This window comes from Methylobacterium longum (genome assembly GCF_022179385.1).
Taxonomy (GTDB): Bacteria; Pseudomonadota; Alphaproteobacteria; order Rhizobiales; family Beijerinckiaceae; genus Methylobacterium; species Methylobacterium longum.
Map to the genome: position 1 here is coordinate 1 of NZ_BPQS01000076.1, position 18,182 is coordinate 18,182.

An 18,182-nucleotide genomic window follows, 5' to 3' on the forward strand; every position below is an offset into this window, starting at 1 on the left:
CTCTCCTCCGCCTTTCGCGCCACCTCGGCCAAGCGGAGGACTTCAGCCTTTTGCGCCGCTAGCTGCTGCTGGCGCGCCTCTTCCGCTTTGCGGCTCTCCTCCGCCTTTCGCGCCACCTCGGCCAAGCGGAGGACTTCAGCCTTTTGCGCCGCTAGCTGCTGCTGGCGCGCCTCTTCCGCTTTGCGGCTCTCCTCCGCCTTTCGCCCCACTTCGGCCAGCCGCCGACGCTGCTCCTCCTCCAAGAAGCGCGCAGCTTCAATTCTGCGACGCTCTTCCTCGAAAGCTTGTAGACGACGCGCTTCTTCCTCGCGCTGCCGCCGCTCCGATTCCGCTAGGCGTGTGGCCTTCAACTCTGCCTCGCGCTGCGAGGCTCGCCGTATCTCCTCGATTAGGGCAAGCTTGCTATTTGCCGCATCGCCAAGGTCGCTATTCGGAAATTTTTTTAGAAAGTCGCGGAGGGCGTCCGGATCGCTGCTTTCGCGAAGCTTGTGCCACGCTTCTCGGTCTGTCTCGCCCCGATTGAAAACAAATTTGCCAGGAAAGGAGAGTGAAAGCTCGGGTGTCTGCCGCCCCTCACTTTCAGTATCAACGGAGTTGCTGACCCGCTGGAAAAACGTCGACAAGTCCAGACCCGGTTCCTTGAGCGTACTCAAAAACGCTTTCGTGAAGATGCTATTCCGCCCCACCCCATCATAAGCAAGTGCGTTAGCCTGTGTAGCGTAGGCGACGACTAGGCCGCGGCCGCTATATTTTGCGAGGCCGTTCTCGAAAAAAGCCTCGTGACCGGTGCTCGACTTCATCGGCAGGTTGCGGCATGCGTCTAGAATCAGAATCCGTACACCGTCTGCCCGTTTTAGCTCTTCGACCACATCATCGATGCGAATGGTCTCATACTCTAGATCAAATTCGTCCTGCAGCTGAGCATCTGTCGGAACGATGTAGTTGCGGTTTCGGTATTGCAGTCCGTGACCCGCGTAGTAGGCCAGCGCAGCTTCCGCTCCCTGCGCCGAGCGGGCGAACTGGCGTAAGCGGTCACGAATCGCTTCCCGACCAAGATCGAAACCACTGATCACCTCGAAGCCCTGCCTACGGAGCTCGTCGGCCACGTCCTGAGCATCGTTGCTTGGGTTAGCAAGAGCCGAGAAGCGGGTATAATGCGCGTTGCCAATGACAAGCGCGACCCGCCGTCCACTGGGTGCAGCCACGACGTAGTCCGCAGCTAGGGACAACGCCGCGCTCACCAACAAGATCAATAGGGCGCGCATGCGCGAGGGCTCAGGTCCAAGAAGGCGAAATTTATACGCGATTTAGGGGCGGCTCTGCAATTCAAGTTCCGCCACAGTTGAGCACTGAAGTGGTTCCTATTTCGATCGGACACCGTGCGCCCCCTTGAAGGCCGAAGCGGAAGCCTAGGCATGCGCTCTGCCGAACGCCACACAGCGGATCATGATCACCAACCCAATGCGAGCGCCGAGGGCGCTGCACCGCCCACGAGAAAGCGCGCTTCGTCGATGAGACGATGCGACCCAGCATGATCGTTTCGGCGGCGCGGATGCACGGCCACTCACCGGGCCTACTATTCGGGTGGAAGCGTCGCTTGGATGAGCGCGGACAGGTGGTGGCGTAGGCCGACGACGAGGTGATCGCTACTAGCCGGATGCGCGAGCTCAAAGGCCGCGTGCGTGATCTGCATCTCGATCGCGACAAACAGGTTCATCACTGCCACCGAAAATCTGTAATTTCTGACTGATCTGCGCAATTTAAGTAAAATCAGTCAATCACAAAATCGCCACTCAGAACTTGCAATCGCACCTCAGGCTGAGCAAATATCGGTTGTTCAGGTGCAGCGCTGCACGATCCGGCAATTTACCGCACGAGGAGTCCTCTATGTCCGCACACCCAATTTTGACGCTGGCCGCTGGTGCGGCTCTCCTAGCCGCCGTCGTCCCCGTGCATGCACGTCCGCTCACGGAAACATACGGACCGATCTCATGCTTCTCCTGCGCTCCCTGGCACAGGGCTGAGCGTGACGCGGTTGCGGCGCCATATAGCCAGCGCGTGGCCGCCTTGACCGATGGGCGCCGTCGCTACACCCGCTTCGATATCGAGGGCCTGCGCCTTCTAACCCGCATGCCCTGAGGTCGGTAAAGCAAACCTTGAAGTGGAAAAAATTGCGCTTGGCGCGGGCCAGTTTGCTGGTTCAGGGACAGGAGCGTGACGCTCTCGTGCGAAAGTGAGCACGACCCGTATTCCGGCACGTACCAATTTACGAACGCCGACATTTGGGTCCTATCGCGCACGTCTCACCTGTTTATCCGGGCGATAACCCATCCGCGACCGAAGCGTGGCATTAACAATAAAGCGCACAGAGAACCCGGAGGCCGACGCCAGTGCAGAGGCTGAGCAGCGCGATGCTAGAGCCAAACTATTGTCAGACAGTTTTCAGGATTTGTTCCAAAGATGATCCTGATCATATGGCAGTGCAGCCTTCTTCGCGATCGGCGCGCCTTGGCGAGCTGGGTTTCGATCGCAGTCCTCGCCGTTTCGCTCTGGGCAGTCTGGCCTAATTTTGGCCGTATGCTTGTATGAATATCACCGCAGTCGCCTGGCTCAATCACTGACGGCTAATATTAGGGGGATCCATGAGGCTGCTGGGATCTATGCTCTTGGCATTATCCTTGTTATCAGCCTGTGGCTCTGCCCATAAATCGCGGTATTCGCGTTTCGATATTGAGGCCGCATCCGCGAGCCGTCTGCGCTAAACTATCAGTCGTCTCTTGCACCACGCGACTTCAGGGGTCAAATAACTCTGCAAGCGGCGTCCTCTGCCTTGTTCACGCAGTATCGTTCGCGGGATTACTGCATCCTCTGCAGCCGCCTTATGCCTTCGATATCGGTGCGGCTGAAGCGCCGATGTCTGTGGTGCCGTCGGGGAACATAGCCAACAGCCCACGCCGTATTGCTAGGCAATAGGAAATATCGAGGCGGTGCATCCGGCAGGATCAACTGCGCAGAGTACTTCTGAACATCTAACACATCGTAGCGAGAATTTTCAGCCAAGGCCGGACTTGCGCAACTCCATAGAGCTGCACCCAATCCAATTATCGCCCAATGGGTCCGGCCCGTCATCGCACCATCTCATCAACAGTGATCTCGGCATTACAAAGCGTGCCGCCGTTTACAGGTTCCGCGACCGTTCCAAACGAGAAGGGCCCGGCTGATGAGCCGGGCCCTTCTCTGTTCAGCCGGGCTGATGAGCCCTGTTGCTCACCACGTGTAGCGCACGCCGACGCGACCGCCGCCGGCCAAGAGGTCGCTGCCGACCCGCATGTCGGCTCGCACGAAGCCGGAGATGCCGGTCGACAGGTCAAACACGTTCAGCGACGCCTGCACCTCGCCGCGCGGCTTGCCCTGATCGCGCAGACCCGTGACGCTGGTCACGCCGTTGAACACCCCGCTCGGGTTGCTCTCGGCCAGCACCGCGTACACGTAGGTCGTCACGCTCGGCTCGAAGCGCACGTTGCCGACGATCACCTCCGAGCCCACCCGCGTCCCGATCCGGCCCCGGAAGGCGTCACCATTGCGCAGCGGCACCGTTGTTTCGGTGAAGGCCGAAGTCCGATTGAACTGCGTGTCCACGTAGTCGATGCCGGCCGTCGGCTCGATGTAGGCACCGGCGCTCAGCGGGATGCGATAGCCGACGTTTGAGGCGAACGAGTAGTTCGTCAGGCCCGTCTTTTGTCTCAGGCCGGGCGCGATAATGTCGAGCCCGAGCAGGTCGACCTTGAACAGCGCGTCGACGAACAGCGGCCCGTTCAGGTAGGTCGCGTAGGTGCCGACCGTGCCGCCGTCATAGGCTTGCTGGCCGGCGTTGTTGTTGAGGTTGACCGTCGCGGTGGTGTAGCCGCCCAGCAGGCCCAGGATCAGGCCGTCATCGGCCTTGGTCAGGCCGCTGATCACCGCGTCGACGCCGCCCAGCAGAGCACCCGTCTGCTGCGAGTAGCCGAGGTCGCGCGTGGCGGCGGTGCCCATGAAGCTGTAGGTCGACGAGCCGGTGCGCCGCTCCAGGTCGCCGGTGGCGCGGGCCCAGGTGGCGACCTTCACGCTGTTGTCGACGGGCGCAGTTGGCTGGACGACGTTCTGCGAGATCGGGTCCTTGCTGATCAGGGATGCGTAGCCCATCGGCGCGTAGGCCAGGGGTGTACCGATGGCAGGCGCGATGTCGGCGCCGGCGACCTTGGTGTCGCGCAACTGCTGCACGCGGTCGAGGATCGCGTTGGAGCCCTGGGTGGCGATGCTGCGCGAAGCGATGGCGGCGGTGGGGCCTGACAGAGCGACCGCATTGGGTACCGCAGCGACGGCCACCGTGACCGCGGGTGTCGAGTTGGCGGCCGGGGTTGTGACGACTCGCCCCGAGGTCGTGACGACCGGGGTTGTGGCGACGGGCTCCAGAGGGGCGGCCGGGGTCGTTCCTCCCAGCGAGACCGCGTTTGCGCTGGTCACCAGCATCGGCTGCAGCGTGCCGAAGCCCTGGGCATTGGTCAGCCTGAAGGCGCCGGGTGTGAGGGTGCCGTTGACCTGCACCAGAGTTGGCGACGTCGTAAAAGGAACACCCGGGGTGAGGTTTGAAACAGAGATGCCCGTGTTGCCGCTGGCGTTACCCTGGATGATCAGCCGATCGGAGGTTTTATTGGCGGTCGACGCCTGCAGCAGCAGGTTACCATTGTTGCCTACGTAGTTACCTCCGATTGTCAGCTGGTTGTTGGCCGTGCCGTTCCTGAGATCGATCGTACCAGCGTTGTTAAAATTTACAGCTATGAAATTGGCGTTCACAGCGGCACTTATACCGATACCTACAGTACCATTGTTGTTGAAATCACCGTTGATAACCGATTGGGGGCCGCTAGTTTGACCAATAAGGAAGTTTCCATTGTTGTTGAATGTATTCCCGGATGAATTTTGACCGGTGAGATAAACTTGACCGTATATTGTGCCATTGTTATTGACCGTTGTGACTCCATCGAATATGCCGATTCCACCAACGGCCAACTGAGGATTGTTGGCCACAGGCATGCCTATAATGCCTCCAGCCGCATTATTGATAATCGTGGATTGGACGTTGCTCGCAGTAATTTCGCCGATGCGACCAGTATTAGTAATATTATTGATATTGTTGTTAGTCAGACTAACATTGCCATTAACGAATCCGGCATTGTTGAAATTGACAGTTGCAGCGCCTTGTATAAGAAATGCTCCAAATGTATTTCCGGTCTGATTAACAGTTCCCGTTGGATTTATGTTTACCGTGATAGTTCCAGGAGAGGAGAAACTTGGAGCTATATTTACGGTTTGGCTGCTTCCATCCGAGTTAATATTCGTGTTGTCTCGAACATTGAAAGTAAAAGTGGCAGCCCCAGTCTGGAAGGATTGATTCGAATAATTCTGGTTCGGCCCACAGTTAACAATAGTAGCGCCAGGGCCGCTGGTCGACGGGAATGAGGTCGTTGAACTACATGCCTGGGCTAGTGCAGAAGCAGAACTTCCTGCCAGCGCGATGAGCGAAACGCCAAAGAGGAATGCGCAGCGTGACAGCTTAGGAGCTGTAGCGGGATTTGCCGCGCAACAGATTGCACCACTACGCATATGCCTTGATCCAATTATAAAATTCGATGCCTTGAAATCTACACCAATTCCGAATAAACATTCCACGGAAATATTTGCAACCAGGGTCCAATCTGCTCGAACGTTGTATAAATGCAACAAGCATTGTATTGGCTTTGCTACTATGAAGCTATTCGTTCCTGGAAGCAGTCTCTCGGCTGAACTTTCGATTCCGATCTGATGAAACATGCTGATGTTATTGATTATGCAAACAAACGATATGCCGACGCTTTCTTCCTGCGGGCCGCCATGATCCTCGTCAGGCGGCTCGTCAGAGCTTTATGGAACGAGGTCTAAATGAAAGAGGCGGGCTAGACTCTGGAAATCTCGGAGGATGTTCATGGCGGCATCATCATTGAGAGGACGATTGTCGGCAATAGTCGCGGGTGGCTTGGCGACGCCCTCACCGACATGGAAAGCGCGGCCACAGACGAATCGCTGCACGGACAGCCAGAGGGCCCGAATTACCGCTGTGTCCGGCTCGTCGCCATCGCCGAGCAAATCATCTACAACGACGACGCGGACGAATTGGCGGCCTTCACCCGCGCGATCTTGCTGCCTTCGCGGACGACGTGGGCAGGATCTGACCATACCGCGAAGGAGTGCCGGGCTGCCGGAGGTGACGGCCGAGCCACGGCCAGTAGCCGAGATGCTGCCTTGAAGGGGCTGCGGCAGTATCATCGCGGCAGCCGGCACGATGCTCCTCGGATTGTTGGAGCGCGCCTGATGCCGGTCGATTTCTCATTCGGCGCTCCGCAGGTTCGTCGACTGTGGCCGAGCAGTGCTTCAGGTACGACAACGCGCCCTAACGCGCTAGCAAATGCGGCAGGGAAGAAGCGCAGCTATACGGCAGCGTGGCTGCTCACCAAGAATGAACCAAGCCTCAAGATATTCTGCGGAGAATTTACTACCGAAGTTGGCAAAATTCTGGAGCTTATAGATCATGGCAGCTACTACAAAAGGACCAGCAAACGCATCTTTGTTCAGCGAGCCGGAGCTGTCAAAGCAGATCGAATTTGCACGCGGCGGAATATTCAATCCAAGTGTTGAGACGTTATATCCAGACAGGTATGCATATCTTTATCGATTGGGTCATTCATCTCTAGACGATGAAGAAAATCTATCCTCCCCTTGGTGGACTGATTATCAGAGTTATGTTGCAATAAAGATTTTTGCCGAGAATAACTCTATTTCTTTGACTATATCCAGCAGGGTTCTAAATGCTCAGACACCGGAGTTCGGACCAGCAGACGTTTTGTACAGGGCCGCATTGGCAGCACCTCTGATGGTTCTGCAGGGATTGGGAAAACCAATGAAGGACAGTAAGGGGCGCACCTACTGTCCTCCTCGCACTATAACGCAGACATTTGTTCCTGGTTTGCGTGCTTGGCCGGCAAAAACTCGGAGCAATATTTGGCAAGACGCCTTTATTTCGTTTAAGAAACAATCCATAGGAAGGGGAGTGATTTCCATTTATGGAGAATAGACAAGTGACTAATGACCTGACTGGTCTTTTGGGCCGGGGCAGTTGCGAGGTGACCCTGACCCAGCAAACTGGTCCGCGCTGAGCGCAAGTTTTTCGGGCATCCTGAACCCTGAAGGAGGGTGGATGCCATGCCTCGCAAGCGCTTTACGAACGAACAGATCGCCTTTGCCCTTCGGCAGGCGGAGAACGGCGCGACGGTGGACGAGGTCTGCCGGAAGATGGGTGTGTCCGAGCCGACGTTCTACCGCTGGAAGAAGCAGTTCGTCGGCATGGGCGTGCCGGAGATCCGGCGGCTGAAGCAGCTGGAGGACGAGAACAGCAAGCTCAAACGATTGGTGGCCGACCTGACGCTGGACCGCTCGATGTTGCAGGACGTGCTCAAGCGAAAGTGGTAAGGCCCGGCGCTCGCCGTGAAGTCGCCGGCCACCTGCAGGTGGCCTACGGCATCAGCGAGCGTCGGGCCTGCCAGGCCAGCGGTTTTGGCCGCTCGTCCCAGCGTTACAGGAAGCCCTCTGACCCGCAGGTTGCGCTGCGGATGCGGCTGAAGGAACTCGCTGCCGCGCGGGTGCGCTACGGCTACCGACGGCTGCATATCCTACTGCGACGGGAGGGCTGGGAGGTGAACCACAAGCGCACCTACCGGATCTATCGCGACGAGGGGCTGTCGATCCGGCCCAAGCTGCCCAAACGCAAACGGGCTTGGCGCTACCGGCAAGGGCGGCCGGCGATCGGCGGACCCAACGAGGTCTGGGCCATGGACTTCATGTCTGATCGCATCTTCGACGGACGTCCGTTCCGGATCCTGACGGTCGTCGATTGCCATACGCGAGAGGCGCTCTCGCTCACACCGAGAGCCAACTTCCGCGCCTTCCAGGTGACCGAGGCCCTGGACACACTGGTGAAGCTCCGCGGTCGTCCAAAGAGCCTACGGGTGGACAATGGACCGGAGTTCGCCGGGCGCATGCTCGACCAGTGGGCGTACCTGAACGGGGTCGAGATCGACTTCTCACGACCGGGCAAGCCGACCGACAACGCCTACATCGAGTCGTTCAACGGCCGCCTACGGGCGGAATGTCTGAACGCCTCGTGGTTCCTGTCGCTGGCCGATGCCCGCGAGCGCATCGAGGACTGGAGGTGCCACTACAACGAAGATCGGCCCCATACGGCCCTGGGCGGCTTGACGCCCCGAGCCTTCGCCAACCAAGCTGTCACAGCCCGAAAACTTGCATAGGCCGTGGACCACAAACGGGGTCAACTCCAGGCCCACAGCGCACTAACTTTGCTCCTGGACCACCGCGTGGGGGCCGATCAATAACAGGCGTATGAGTTCAATTTTGCCCCTATACAGCGCAGTCGGATGTGCCAACTTATTTGTTGAGTAGTGCTAAAAATATGGAGATCTCATCTTCTTTTATTCGAAGGACGCGCGTGCCAATCCGCAACCTCTAAAAGTCTCCCGCTTTGATCATTGCGCCCTAGGTGGTGCCGTAATCTGACGCGGCAGCCGTCGGCGGCTATGTATTGTTGGACCGTGCGCTTGTGATCGGGTTGGCTCGGCAATGCGTACTCTTACCGGTCCACGTCCGGGGTCGTTCGGCCAACACTCGCGAGCCTCAGCCACACTCCCTAGCCGCACTCGGGATTATGTTGCGCTGATCCCCAGCTAGCGATGCCATGCGCCTTCAGCACGTTCGTCCGCTGGTCCCCTCATCCTGCGGTGCATTCGCCTTCACCCGAAGCGCCTGGTTGACTGAGTTGTTGAACCGACGAATTGCGAATTTCCGGCGCGACAGGGCTCGACGTTCGTACCGCTCCAGCCGCTCTAGCCGAGTGAGAAATTCCTCTAACATTTCGAGGGGCACGGGGCCATTCGCGTCGGCATTCCATCCTGGAGCTAAAGGGCTGTCGCCCAGCAGCGCCGTCTTAAACTTTTGAACCCGTTGAAATTGTATCTGCGCCTCGGCAACGGCCAACGCAGATCCCAGAATGACCGCATCACTGCGGTGTTCGCCCGCGATAAGCGCGGCCAGACGCTCCATCTCAATATCCGCCTGGGGATCCGGATCTACCGCGGAAAGGCCGTGCTTGCGGGCATTCCGACCCGAGCGCGCCTTTCCAGCGGCCGTACGTGGACCTGTGCTTGCGTGAGCATTGCGGCGATTAGCATGGATGGCGCGCTCAGTGGTCATCCCAGCCTCAAACGTCGCGGCATCGTCTCATTGGGATTCAGTATGCTCGACGTCGATGACGTCTGCGGTGGCAGACCGTACCCGTTGCGCGAAGATTGCGTGCTTCCGCTCGATCTCACGTAAGAGTGTGTCTCTTCGCTGATCCACCAACATGGATTGTCGGTCGATGCGTTCGATGGCTGGCAGGTTCAGCAGAAAGCCATGCGCCATTACATCTTCAATCGTGAGGCTCCGCTTCTGCAAAATTTCGTTGACCTTTTCTTTCTCAATTTCAATGCCGGACATCCATCCTGTCGCAAGATAATTGGCGGACGGAGCTCCGAATGTAGATAAATCGAGTGAATTCGACGGTTGGAGGCTTGGTTTAATAAGCTCTTCGACGGCTTTCAGCTGAGCTTGGACTAAAATTTGCCCGCGCCATCGGCGCAGCCGTTTGCCTTCCCAGATGTGACCAACGATCTCCTTGACCCAAAGCGCTTCAATCACATCGCTGGGTTCGACATGCTGGATAATGCTTTGCAGGAGAGCGTCGTACTGGTCCCCATTCTCGCCCGGCAGCAAAGGACGGTCTTCAAACAGGAAAGCAAGATGAGCAGGGATCGCCGGCATGATCTCGCCTGACGCGGTGGCATGCTCGTGGCCGCCGTCCGTTTTTCCTAGTTGCCTGGTTGGGGGTTGCTTCGCCATCTGATTTGTGGTTCCTGTCTTGTTCTCCTTAGCGGAAGGCGTGGAGGTAGCGTAAACTCGATCAGCTATGTCGGCGGGAGTATCCACCAAGATCGGGTTCGGATTGAGCTCTAACGCCGGTCCCCGCTCAGCTTTTGGTACATCAACGGCGAGCGGTCGGGCAGGCGTTTCGCGATGTACGACGGTACCATTGACCTTGCGCTTGAGAGCACACGTTCGTAAGCCCGGCAACGGACGAGTGGGGAATGCAGCGCCTAAATGGCGGATCTTCCGACGCTTGGCCTCAGCCGTGCGAGCGTGATCGTCCCTCGTCTTCTCTTGAGCGCAGGCCTCGTGCGCCGGTCCCATGTTTTCGAGATCATCGGCTCCGCCGAGTTCGAGGGCCCGGATGTGCTCGACGATCCAGCGCTCGCGCACGCCGTCGATGCGCTGGCCGCAGAGGACGTAGGTACCGGCCGTGCGTTCCCAAGCTTGGAGGCGCCGGCATCCCGATAAGGACCGGCGCTGCGTGGTACCGACATCCTCAGGAACGACGAAGGGCATCGTGGCGCTCGCGTTGGGGAAGCGGGCGGACAGCAAGCGCCTTAAGCGCCCGGTGGGTCAGATGCTCCCGGTCGCACAGGAGCTGCTCATAGCGCTCGATCAGTGCCCTGAGCTCTGCGTCCTCGTCGCGAGCTATGAGCTTCACCGGGAGGCTCAACGAAGCCACGGTGGGGTATGCGGGGTCGGCCAAGCGTCTGCGCGGGTTCTTCTGGGGCATGGTGTGCTTCTCCGCTCAGGTCGGGGTGAGATGCTCAATCTGCGCGATGTCACTGTCGCTGCAGGCCGTCGTGTCAGCGGAACGCCGGGATCAAGCGAACAGCTGTGCCCGAGCGGCCTTGGTTACCTGGGCTGGGCTGTAGGCGGCCCGTAGAGATTGCGTTGGTGAAGGATCACCGTCTTAGATAGCCCTCCCCTCACCTTCCGCGGCCCTCACCGTCAGAAGGTTGTCACGGTGCACCGGTTGCCGAGCCCGCTCGAAGCGCCTCTGCTGACGTGACATCGTAGAGAGCCGGGCAGCCTTGGCGGCCTGCCACGTTCCGGTCAGAGCCGCCGAGATACAGACGCTCCAAGCTTCACCGGTAACGGCACGACGAGCCTTCGCTGCAACGATGGCTGTACGCGTGATAGCTCGGCGATCGTACACACCAGCATTGACCAGCGGACAAACGGTGCTCGTGGCGCTTGCACGCTGGGCGGCGAGCTTCGCAAACGCTCGTTGTCGGCAGCGAGCTTTCCGCTCGTCTGGGAGCAACTGGATGCGATCTGCACGGATATCGCGTAAGGCAGCAGACCAAGAAAGGGATCGCTGGACCACCGGAACACCCTAATAGAGAAACGTTACTTAAATATTGCAATCTGCAACAGCCTTAGTCAACCCAAAAAGTGGAATGTGACGCTAAAATGACCATTTCTCGCGCTCAGTGCCGCGCTGCGCGAGCACTTTTGGAGTGGACGCAAGATCGCCTAGCCGAGACATCCTCTGTTTCGAAAAAAACGGTGGTCGATTTCGAAGCGGGTAAGCGGACGCCGTACGACCGCACCATCGCGGACATCGCGCGCGCTTTCGAGGCAGCGGGCATCCAATTTATCCCAGAAAACGGAGGAGGAGCTGGCGTTCGCTTCCGTGAAAAGCAGGACATCGGCCAGAACACCTCTGATCCGCGTTGATCCAGGGGCGCGAACGCAGCGGCTCCATGCGCCTCTCCGAAGCCGCTGGTCTGAGAGGGATGCAGCAAGGCAGGAAGAGGCGGATCCTGGGCTCGAGCCATATTGCCCGCAGCCATTTCCATTTCCGGCTGTCAGTCGGCCGCTGCGGGCGCCGTTCTCGTAGTCCCCCTGACGCCTGTTCTATCTGATTTGAGCTTTTTGAAAGCGACGCATTCCGTGCGATCTCATTGGAGGACTAAATGCGTGTCTTGGTAACAGGGTTCGCCGGGTTTATTGGCTATCACCTTTGCCGCCGCTTGCTGGCTGAGGGGCATGCCGTCACCGGCCTCGATGCCTTCTCGACCTACTACGATGTAAATCTCAAGCACGCTCGCCACCGCGATCTTGCTCAGTCGGCCGAGTTTGAGGCGGTGGAGGGACGGATCGAGACGCCCGGCTTGCTGCACGATCTCATCGGCCGCACTGGTCCCGAGGTCGTTGTCCACCTCGCCGCTCAGGCTGGCGTGCGCTACAGTTTGGAGAACCCGCAGGCCTACGCCGATGCCAATCTCATTGGCAGCTTCAACCTGCTGGAGGCAGTCCGCGCGCACCCTGTGCGGCACCTGCTGCTCGCCTCGACGAGCTCCGCCTACGGCGGCAACACAATCCTACCCTTCCGCGAAGCCGACCGCGCCGTCAGCCCCCTGACCTTCTACGCCGCCACGAAGCTCGCCATGGAGGCGATGGCCCACTCCTACGCGCACCTGTTCTCCATCCCTACCACCGCGTTCCGGTTCTTCACCGTCTACGGTCCCTGGGGCCGGCCGGACATGGCGCTCTTTCTGTTCACGCGGAAGATCCTGGACGGCGAGCCGATCGAAGTCTTCGCAGGAGGCGCGGCTGAACGGGACTTCACCTACGTCGAGGATCTCGTGGAGGCCGTCCGCCGCTTGGTCGACCGGCCGCCGCCACTGCCGGGCGCGCACGTGGAGCGCATGCCGGGCGACACCCTGAGCGACTGCGCACCGTACCGGCTCGTCAACATCGGCGCGGGTCAACCACTGCGCCTCGACGCGATGATCAACATTCTAGAGGTGGCGCTTGGACGGCGGGCGCAGCGGATCCTGAAGCCGCTACCGCCGGGCGACGTACCGCGCACTCACGCGAGCACTGATTTACTGCACCGCCTCGTGGGCTCCATGGACAGCACGCCGCCTGAGAAGGGTATCGCCGCTTTCGTGGCCTGGTACCGCGCCTTCTATCAGGTCTGACCAGCCGGACGTGGTGCCAGCCGAACGGTTACGCCGCATCTCTGCCGCCCTCACTTTTCGCGCTGTGGGCTGAGTGAGGATGAGGCCTCCAAGCCGTGATCCGGCTGATCGCCTTGTCGGCGATCCTCGCGGTGATGATGGACATGTCCTCTACACAACAAAGCCGTTACTGCGGTTGCTACGCCGCCTACAGGAGGCGCCGGCACCGCCCGGCCCTGCGCTTAGGTAACCCTCAAAATTGTGATCAAGGCTGGTGCCAGCACAAGCGACATGATCATGTATCCGAGCGACAACACGATCGTCCTCGACACCCCGGTAGGTCCGGTCTGCCTGCGGCGCGACGCTACCAATATCTGGAAGATCATCTGATGCGTGCGGACCGCCTTCTCGTCACCGCAGCGACGCTTACCATCGCTGTTCTACCGGTACGTGCTGATCAGGTCCTCGGCCCAGGCCGCATTATCGGCAGCGACCCAGCCAACGGCGACATCCTGTTCGGCGCGCTAAAGTTCGGCAAGCGCCATGATGGGAAGACGACGCTTCAGCCAGACGCCATGCAGATCTCAGGGCCCGGTTCGTCTGGGGACATCCTATTAGGCATGAAGCCAGTCGCTCCCACCCTGTCTCAGGGCTTCGACCTCACGCCCGCACTCGGGACCAAGATCACGATCTCGGACGGTACGGACGCGGCTCCGCGCACGGGCACTGACCCGACCCCCTCGATCTTCATCTCGCGTGCCGACAAGTCCACGCCGGGCGCCGGGTTTCAGGGCCGGCTTCTTGGGCTGCACTACAAGCGCCTCGACGGCGGGAACGGTTCGGTTCAAGCGGCTCGGTTCCGGACAGACGACTACAGCACCACGGTCGGATCGCAAACGGTTGGGCTCACCGGCATCAGCAACGTGTTCGGCAAAGGACAAGGTTGGGCGCTCTACGGCGAGGCATGGTCGCACAAACCGACGGCCACCGCGACCACTCTCGAGCTCGACGCCTCAAACAACAGCGGCGGCGACTTCACGTACAATGACGCCTCACCGCTCACGGTCCCACACACGAAGGCTCTCATTATCGCTGGGAAGAAGGGCAGCGTGCCGACGAACGGCCGCAACACAATGGCGATGGCACTAGTCGCGTCACCCAACGCTGAGTTTCAGACTTTCGCTTACATCGCGCCAAAGACGCTGCTGAAGTACGGGTTCGACTTTGCGGCTTCCCCACCGACCGGCATCCTGTTCCGTAACGGCGCCTCGACGGACGGTCTGGGCACGACCCCGGGTGGCATCGGCATCGACATGGGACCGAACAATAAGGGATATGGCACTGCCCCAGATCAGGGGGCAATCCATCTGCGCACGCATCGCCTGCTCGCTGGCAAGAAGGTCAGCGAGGGCGGCACAGGCTTGACCTACCTAGACTTTAACACGGCTACAAACCTCTGGCAGACATACGCCGAAAGCGGTCTCGGCCCGCGGTTCGGCGCAGCCTCTGGCTACGCCACAATCTACGCTGCAACGAATGGTCTGCTGTTGCGAGACTATGCCGGAACCAATCAGCTTAATCTTAGCACTGCGGGTGTCTCATTCGCCAACGCTATCACAGCACCGGCTATAAAATCTCCCGCGGCCGGCAACGGTGTACTTACGAGCGCCTTCATCCGCACGACGGATCCGACCACCAAGGACATTCCTGTCGGTCAGTGCGCAGACTGGAACAACATTACCGCAGCCACTTTCAAGCATGTCTGCAACGTCGGCGGGACGCTGCGTTCGGTGGCGATGGAATGACCTTCCCCCTCAATACCTTGGAGATAAATTCTTCGACGTACTGAGGTTGCCGCATCGGCACGTTGATTAATAGCGGACTCGCGCCCTGTGCGCCGTCGCCGACCGCGATCTCGGGCGCGATCGATAGCCCACGCCGCTTCACGTCGACGAGCAGCTCGCGCCAGCTTTGGGCGCTCTCGCGCACGCCCACCTGGAAGCCGACTAGTTCTTTCCGGCCCTCGGGCGTCGCCGCGATCAGCACGAGCATGCACTCGGCCTGGTCCTCCATCCGGGCCTGCAGGTGGGTACACAACGTGGCTGATCGGCTGGATGGTCACACGCGGGCGCAACGACAAGGAGAGCGTGCCGGCGCCAGCGCCCGGCTCGCTTGCTGATAATCCGGCGATTCCATTGGCGCAGGGCCCACGCGAACTGATCGACATCATCCGTGAGAGCAGCGGAACATGGACCGCCGCCGCATGGAGGATAGCAGCCACATCCGCGAATGAACGCGAGTCCTCAAGGAAGAAGCGAAGCAGCAGTCGCGCTACTCTCAGAGCCCGTCCGGTAAGGGTCTGAGGCGGGGTTGAGTGGCCGGGATGGCGATGATTCCAGGAGGGTGCTGAAGCCTGACCTGGACTTGCCATGTGGACCCCGACCACCCGGCGGCAGCATAGCCGCGTGGGCCTTCGCTCTGAAACGGACCTCACCGACGCCGAGTGGGCGGTGATCGAGCCCTTGATGCCGAAGCCAGCGCCCTGTGGCCGGCCTCCGCTCTGGACGACACGGGAGGTCCTGAAGGCCATCTTCTACGTTCTGAGAGGTGGGATCTCCTGGCGGTTGGTACCCAAGGATCTGCCGCCGCGCTCGACCACCTTCGGCTCCTTCAGCCGCTGGCGCGACACAGGGCTGTTCGGCCGGATCAACCACCACCTCGTCATGGCCGATCGCGAGCGAGGCGGACGGGACGCCTCACCGTCTGCCGCGGTCCTCGACAGCCAAAGCATCGAGACGACGGAGAGCGGCGGCCCGCGCGGCTACGATGCCGGCAAGAGGGTCAAGGGGCGCAAGCGCCAAGCGCTGGTCGACAAGCGCTGGTCGACAGGGACGGGCGCGCTCTCGTCCTCGATCCTCAGCCCGCCGACGTACAGGACCGCGACGGGGCCGTGCCGGTGCTGCGCCTGTCGCGTCGGACCTTCCCGTTCATCGCCAAAGCCTTCGCCGATGCAGGCTATGCCGGCAACAGACCGGCGACCGCCACGATCATCACGGTCGAGAGCGTGCGCAAGCCGCCCGATCAAGTCGGCTTTGCCGTGCATCCACGCCGCTGGGTGGTCGAACGGTTCTTCGCCTGGATCAGCCGCAATCGCCGCCTCTGGAAGGACCCAGAGGCGACTATCGCCTCGGCCAGAGCCTTCCTCTACGCCGCAGCCGTCATGATCCTCGTCAGGCGGCTCGCCCGCTCAGCCTGACTTCTCGGACGGACTCTAAGAGATTGTCGAGGATCAGCGCCTCGAGCATCGCCTCAACGCGGAGCGCCAGCATCGATACCCGTGATCTGGCCCGCCGATACGACGGTTTCGCCTCTTCTATCAGCGGCTCTCAGCCCCGCCGCCGCGTGAGGCCTTTTCTTTTCCGCCACGTCGCATCATGCGTTCGGATCCGGCGACTCGTGAGGCCATAACCTGCTTAAGACGAGTCCGCCCGATCCGCCACTAGATCGCATTTTTCGATACGAGCGGCTGTTCAGCCCACGGCACAAGGGCTACAAACGTGCCTAACCGATCTTCGGAGGCTTGGCGGAAGCAAAAAATGCCAAAGAGATTTATTCGGTTGAAAGAATTTGATCCTTCAACGGATTTGACCGTCCATCCTCCTGAAGATTATCTATCCGGAACGGATGGATCCTTAAAAAATAAATCGTGCCGCCTCCGCACAGATAGCGATGGATTTCTATGGACAGGGCACGAATTCTCATCAGACGATGAATCAATACTTGCTCTTGGTGACAGTATACTAGAAAATTATTGGATTGAAGAAAAGTACAGGATTTGCTCGCGGCTGGAGCACAAATTCAGGAGTGAAGCGCAGCATCCAGTTCGGGTTTTGAATTCTGGCGTCACTGGCGCAACACTTCTTAACCTCCTGAATGTGCTTTTGACAAAGGGTCTGAAATACAAGCTTGCGGGCGTTTTGATCATGGCCGGCCCCATCGATGCCGTCGCGTGTGCAACGGATGGAGGCTATTGGACGAAGCATTATCAGCTAAACCCGATTGTCGAGCCGTCAGGATCGGATAGGACAGTGCTGGATAAAAGAGACATTGCCGACTTAGATCAAAGGCGCAAGCTGCTGCAGGTTCTTGCTTCGGTCGCGGATATTCATGGCGTTCCGATTTGGTTCGCCACGTATATTCATCGATCAGACAATACCGAACCATGGGTCATTTCGAAATGGCCCAAGATAGATCGGTTTGACGCCTACGCCACACTGCAGAGCTCCATAAATGATTCTACGAGGTCGTTCGCAAAAGAGCACGGCCGCATGCTAATAGACGTTCAAATGGAACTGAAAAATACTCAAGATCTATTATACGATCTGATACACCCGAACGTAGAGGGCTGTCGTTACATAGCCGACTTGATGTTTCGGGAGATGGCGCCAGTCATTCTAAAGAAACATGGTCGGCAATGAGGTTTGCGCCTCCGTGCAAAACGCGTTCTCAGTTTGCTTCCATTGATCGCTGCCAGATGCCTCCGTCCCGCGCCGTGAACAGATCGGGGTGCGGCCGAGCGGATGACGCCCCTGACGTTTCGACCTCAAGCTGCATCGTCTCGGGCGCCCGGGCTTCGGCCAGGGCGCCATTCGTCTTTTCAGCCCCGCTGGTCACCGCCGCGCCGCGCTTTTGTATTCACACCTTCGAATATTAATAAGCTATTATATTGTATCAAAAACGTAGTTTACATGCCTAGATGTTCGGTCCCGGCATGTGGTGTGACGGATCGAGCCTGAAGCGTTCTGGCTCTTTCGTCCAGGCCTGGCAGATGAACTCGTAGGGGTTAAGGCCGCGCAGGGTCTTGAGCCGGCGTCCGTAGTTGTAGGCATCCACGAAGAACTGCAGGTGCTGCCGGAGTTCGTTGTGGCCCTCGTAATGGTAGCGCTTGACCGTGGCGTCCTTGATAGTTCGGTTCATCCGCTCGACTTGACCGTTCGTCTACGCTGATCGACGAGAAGGTCGACATCACCCTGGCGTAGATGCGCGTCCAGCTGCAGGACGAGCACGGCCTCCGGGTCGGGGTAGGCACGCTGTGGGCCTTCCTCGTCGGTAAGCGCTGTCTGGGCGGCACCTTCCGGCAGACGGCGTGAAGGCGACATACGGAGCGGATTGGGAGCTCCGTCACATGTCGATGTCAGGGCGTATGGCTATGTCGGAGCC

The 18,182-nt window shown here is 59.4% G+C and carries 14 protein-coding genes and 3 pseudogenes; 9 read left to right on the top strand and 8 right to left on the bottom strand.

Annotated features, from left to right (window positions below; all coding sequences use genetic code 11):
* Nucleotides 1-1,265: caspase family protein (locus MFF58_RS29880; protein WP_238293706.1), on the bottom strand; the 1,265-nt coding region annotated here is incomplete at its 3' end.
* Between the two features lie 254 nt (nt 1,266-1,519).
* On the opposite strand from MFF58_RS29880, the gene MFF58_RS32685 reads away from it, so the two are divergent.
* Nucleotides 1,520-1,627, top strand: a complete 108-nt coding sequence (locus tag MFF58_RS32685; RefSeq protein WP_353959807.1) for a hypothetical protein — start codon at nt 1,520-1,522, stop codon at nt 1,625-1,627.
* On the opposite strand, the gene MFF58_RS29885 is transcribed toward MFF58_RS32685, so the two are convergent.
* Nucleotides 1,577-1,717 (bottom strand): hypothetical protein, encoded by a 141-nt coding sequence (locus tag MFF58_RS29885; RefSeq protein WP_238293708.1) that lies wholly within the window; start codon nt 1,715-1,717, stop codon nt 1,577-1,579. The two genes, MFF58_RS32685 and MFF58_RS29885, sit on opposite strands and share 51 nt — an antisense overlap.
* Nucleotides 1,718-3,267: 1,550 nt before the next feature.
* Entirely contained in the window at nt 3,268-4,833 is a 1,566-nt protein-coding gene (locus tag MFF58_RS29890; protein ID WP_238293710.1) for an autotransporter outer membrane beta-barrel domain-containing protein, read from the bottom strand.
* A 126-nt stretch (nt 4,834-4,959) separates the two neighbouring features.
* Between MFF58_RS29890 and MFF58_RS29895 the strand changes: the two genes are divergently transcribed.
* The 3 genes from MFF58_RS29895 to MFF58_RS29905 all read left to right on the top strand — a co-directional run bounded on the left by MFF58_RS29895 (nt 4,960) and on the right by MFF58_RS29905 (nt 8,378).
* On the top strand, nt 4,960-5,499 hold the full coding sequence (locus MFF58_RS29895; protein ID WP_238293712.1) for a hypothetical protein: 540 nt from the start codon (nt 4,960-4,962) through the stop codon (nt 5,497-5,499).
* A gap of 573 nt (nt 5,500-6,072) precedes the next feature.
* Nucleotides 6,073-6,711, top strand: coding sequence for a hypothetical protein (locus MFF58_RS29900; protein WP_238293714.1), 639 nt, complete (start codon nt 6,073-6,075; stop codon nt 6,709-6,711).
* Between the two features lie 564 nt (nt 6,712-7,275).
* Nucleotides 7,276-8,378 (top strand): IS3 family transposase gene (locus tag MFF58_RS29905; RefSeq protein ID WP_238293717.1). Its coding sequence is split into 2 segments (ribosomal slippage): nt 7,276-7,537 and nt 7,537-8,378, totalling 1,104 coding nucleotides; the frame shifts between segments, so codons are not numbered across the junction.
* A gap of 451 nt (nt 8,379-8,829) precedes the next feature.
* Here the strand turns inward: MFF58_RS29905 and MFF58_RS29910 are convergent.
* The 3 genes from MFF58_RS29910 to MFF58_RS29920 form a co-directional block, all read right to left on the bottom strand.
* Complete coding sequence (locus MFF58_RS29910; protein WP_238293719.1) at nt 8,830-9,186, bottom strand: hypothetical protein; 357 nt, start codon at nt 9,184-9,186, stop codon at nt 8,830-8,832.
* A 177-nt stretch (nt 9,187-9,363) separates the two neighbouring features.
* Nucleotides 9,364-10,566, bottom strand: a complete 1,203-nt coding sequence (locus tag MFF58_RS29915; RefSeq protein WP_238293721.1) for an HNH endonuclease — start codon at nt 10,564-10,566, stop codon at nt 9,364-9,366.
* Nucleotides 10,547-10,783, bottom strand: coding sequence for a hypothetical protein (locus MFF58_RS29920; protein WP_238293723.1), 237 nt, complete (start codon nt 10,781-10,783; stop codon nt 10,547-10,549). Before MFF58_RS29920 ends, MFF58_RS29915 begins: the two co-directional genes overlap by 20 nt.
* A 683-nt stretch (nt 10,784-11,466) precedes the next feature.
* Between MFF58_RS29920 and MFF58_RS29925 the strand changes: the two genes are divergently transcribed.
* From MFF58_RS29925 to MFF58_RS29935, 3 genes are all read left to right on the top strand, one after another.
* A complete protein-coding gene (locus tag MFF58_RS29925; RefSeq protein ID WP_238293726.1) occupies nt 11,467-11,733 on the top strand; it encodes a helix-turn-helix transcriptional regulator in 267 nt (88 codons plus the stop codon).
* Between the two features lie 239 nt (nt 11,734-11,972).
* Nucleotides 11,973-12,983 (top strand): NAD-dependent epimerase/dehydratase family protein, encoded by a 1,011-nt coding sequence (locus tag MFF58_RS29930; protein WP_238293728.1) that lies wholly within the window; start codon nt 11,973-11,975, stop codon nt 12,981-12,983.
* 95 nt (nt 12,984-13,078) lie between these two features.
* Complete coding sequence (locus MFF58_RS29935) at nt 13,079-14,767, top strand: hypothetical protein (protein ID WP_238293730.1); 1,689 nt, start codon at nt 13,079-13,081, stop codon at nt 14,765-14,767.
* Nucleotides 14,768-14,849: 82 nt separating this feature from the next.
* Here MFF58_RS29935 and MFF58_RS29940 read toward each other — a convergent pair.
* Nucleotides 14,850-15,050, bottom strand: a pseudogene (locus MFF58_RS29940) (transposase); the annotation flags it as partial.
* 341 nt (nt 15,051-15,391) lie between these two features.
* Between MFF58_RS29940 and MFF58_RS29945 the strand changes: the two are divergent.
* Together MFF58_RS29945 and MFF58_RS29950 are read left to right on the top strand one after the other, a co-directional pair.
* Nucleotides 15,392-16,218: pseudogene (locus MFF58_RS29945) on the top strand (IS5 family transposase).
* A gap of 340 nt (nt 16,219-16,558) precedes the next feature.
* The gene (locus tag MFF58_RS29950) at nt 16,559-17,440 is read left to right on the top strand and encodes an SGNH/GDSL hydrolase family protein (protein ID WP_238293732.1); all 882 of its coding nucleotides are present in this window, start codon (nt 16,559-16,561) and stop codon (nt 17,438-17,440) included.
* 274 nt (nt 17,441-17,714) lie between these two features.
* On the opposite strand, the pseudogene MFF58_RS29955 reads toward MFF58_RS29950, so the two are convergent.
* Nucleotides 17,715-17,960 (bottom strand): annotated as a pseudogene (locus MFF58_RS29955) (integrase core domain-containing protein); the annotation flags it as partial.
* Nucleotides 17,961-18,182: the final 222 nt, after the last annotated feature.

What these genes read in the sequence shown, in the direction of transcription:
- MFF58_RS29910 (WP_238293719.1), bottom strand. Translation starts at nt 9,186, where the DNA reads ATGGAGCGTCTGGCCGCGCTTATCGCGGGCGAACACCGCAGTGATGCG.
- MFF58_RS29885 (WP_238293708.1), bottom strand. Translation starts at nt 1,717, where the DNA reads ATGAACCTGTTTGTCGCGATCGAGATGCAGATCACGCACGCGGCCTTT.
- MFF58_RS29925 (WP_238293726.1), top strand. Translation starts at nt 11,467, where the DNA reads ATGACCATTTCTCGCGCTCAGTGCCGCGCTGCGCGAGCACTTTTGGAG.
- MFF58_RS32685 (WP_353959807.1), top strand. Translation starts at nt 1,520, where the DNA reads ATGCGACCCAGCATGATCGTTTCGGCGGCGCGGATGCACGGCCACTCA.
- MFF58_RS29920 (WP_238293723.1), bottom strand. Translation starts at nt 10,783, where the DNA reads ATGCCCCAGAAGAACCCGCGCAGACGCTTGGCCGACCCCGCATACCCC.
- MFF58_RS29950 (WP_238293732.1), top strand. Translation starts at nt 16,559, where the DNA reads ATGCCAAAGAGATTTATTCGGTTGAAAGAATTTGATCCTTCAACGGAT.
- MFF58_RS29915 (WP_238293721.1), bottom strand. Translation starts at nt 10,566, where the DNA reads ATGCCCTTCGTCGTTCCTGAGGATGTCGGTACCACGCAGCGCCGGTCC.
- MFF58_RS29900 (WP_238293714.1), top strand. Translation starts at nt 6,073, where the DNA reads ATGGAAAGCGCGGCCACAGACGAATCGCTGCACGGACAGCCAGAGGGC.
- MFF58_RS29930 (WP_238293728.1), top strand. Translation starts at nt 11,973, where the DNA reads ATGCGTGTCTTGGTAACAGGGTTCGCCGGGTTTATTGGCTATCACCTT.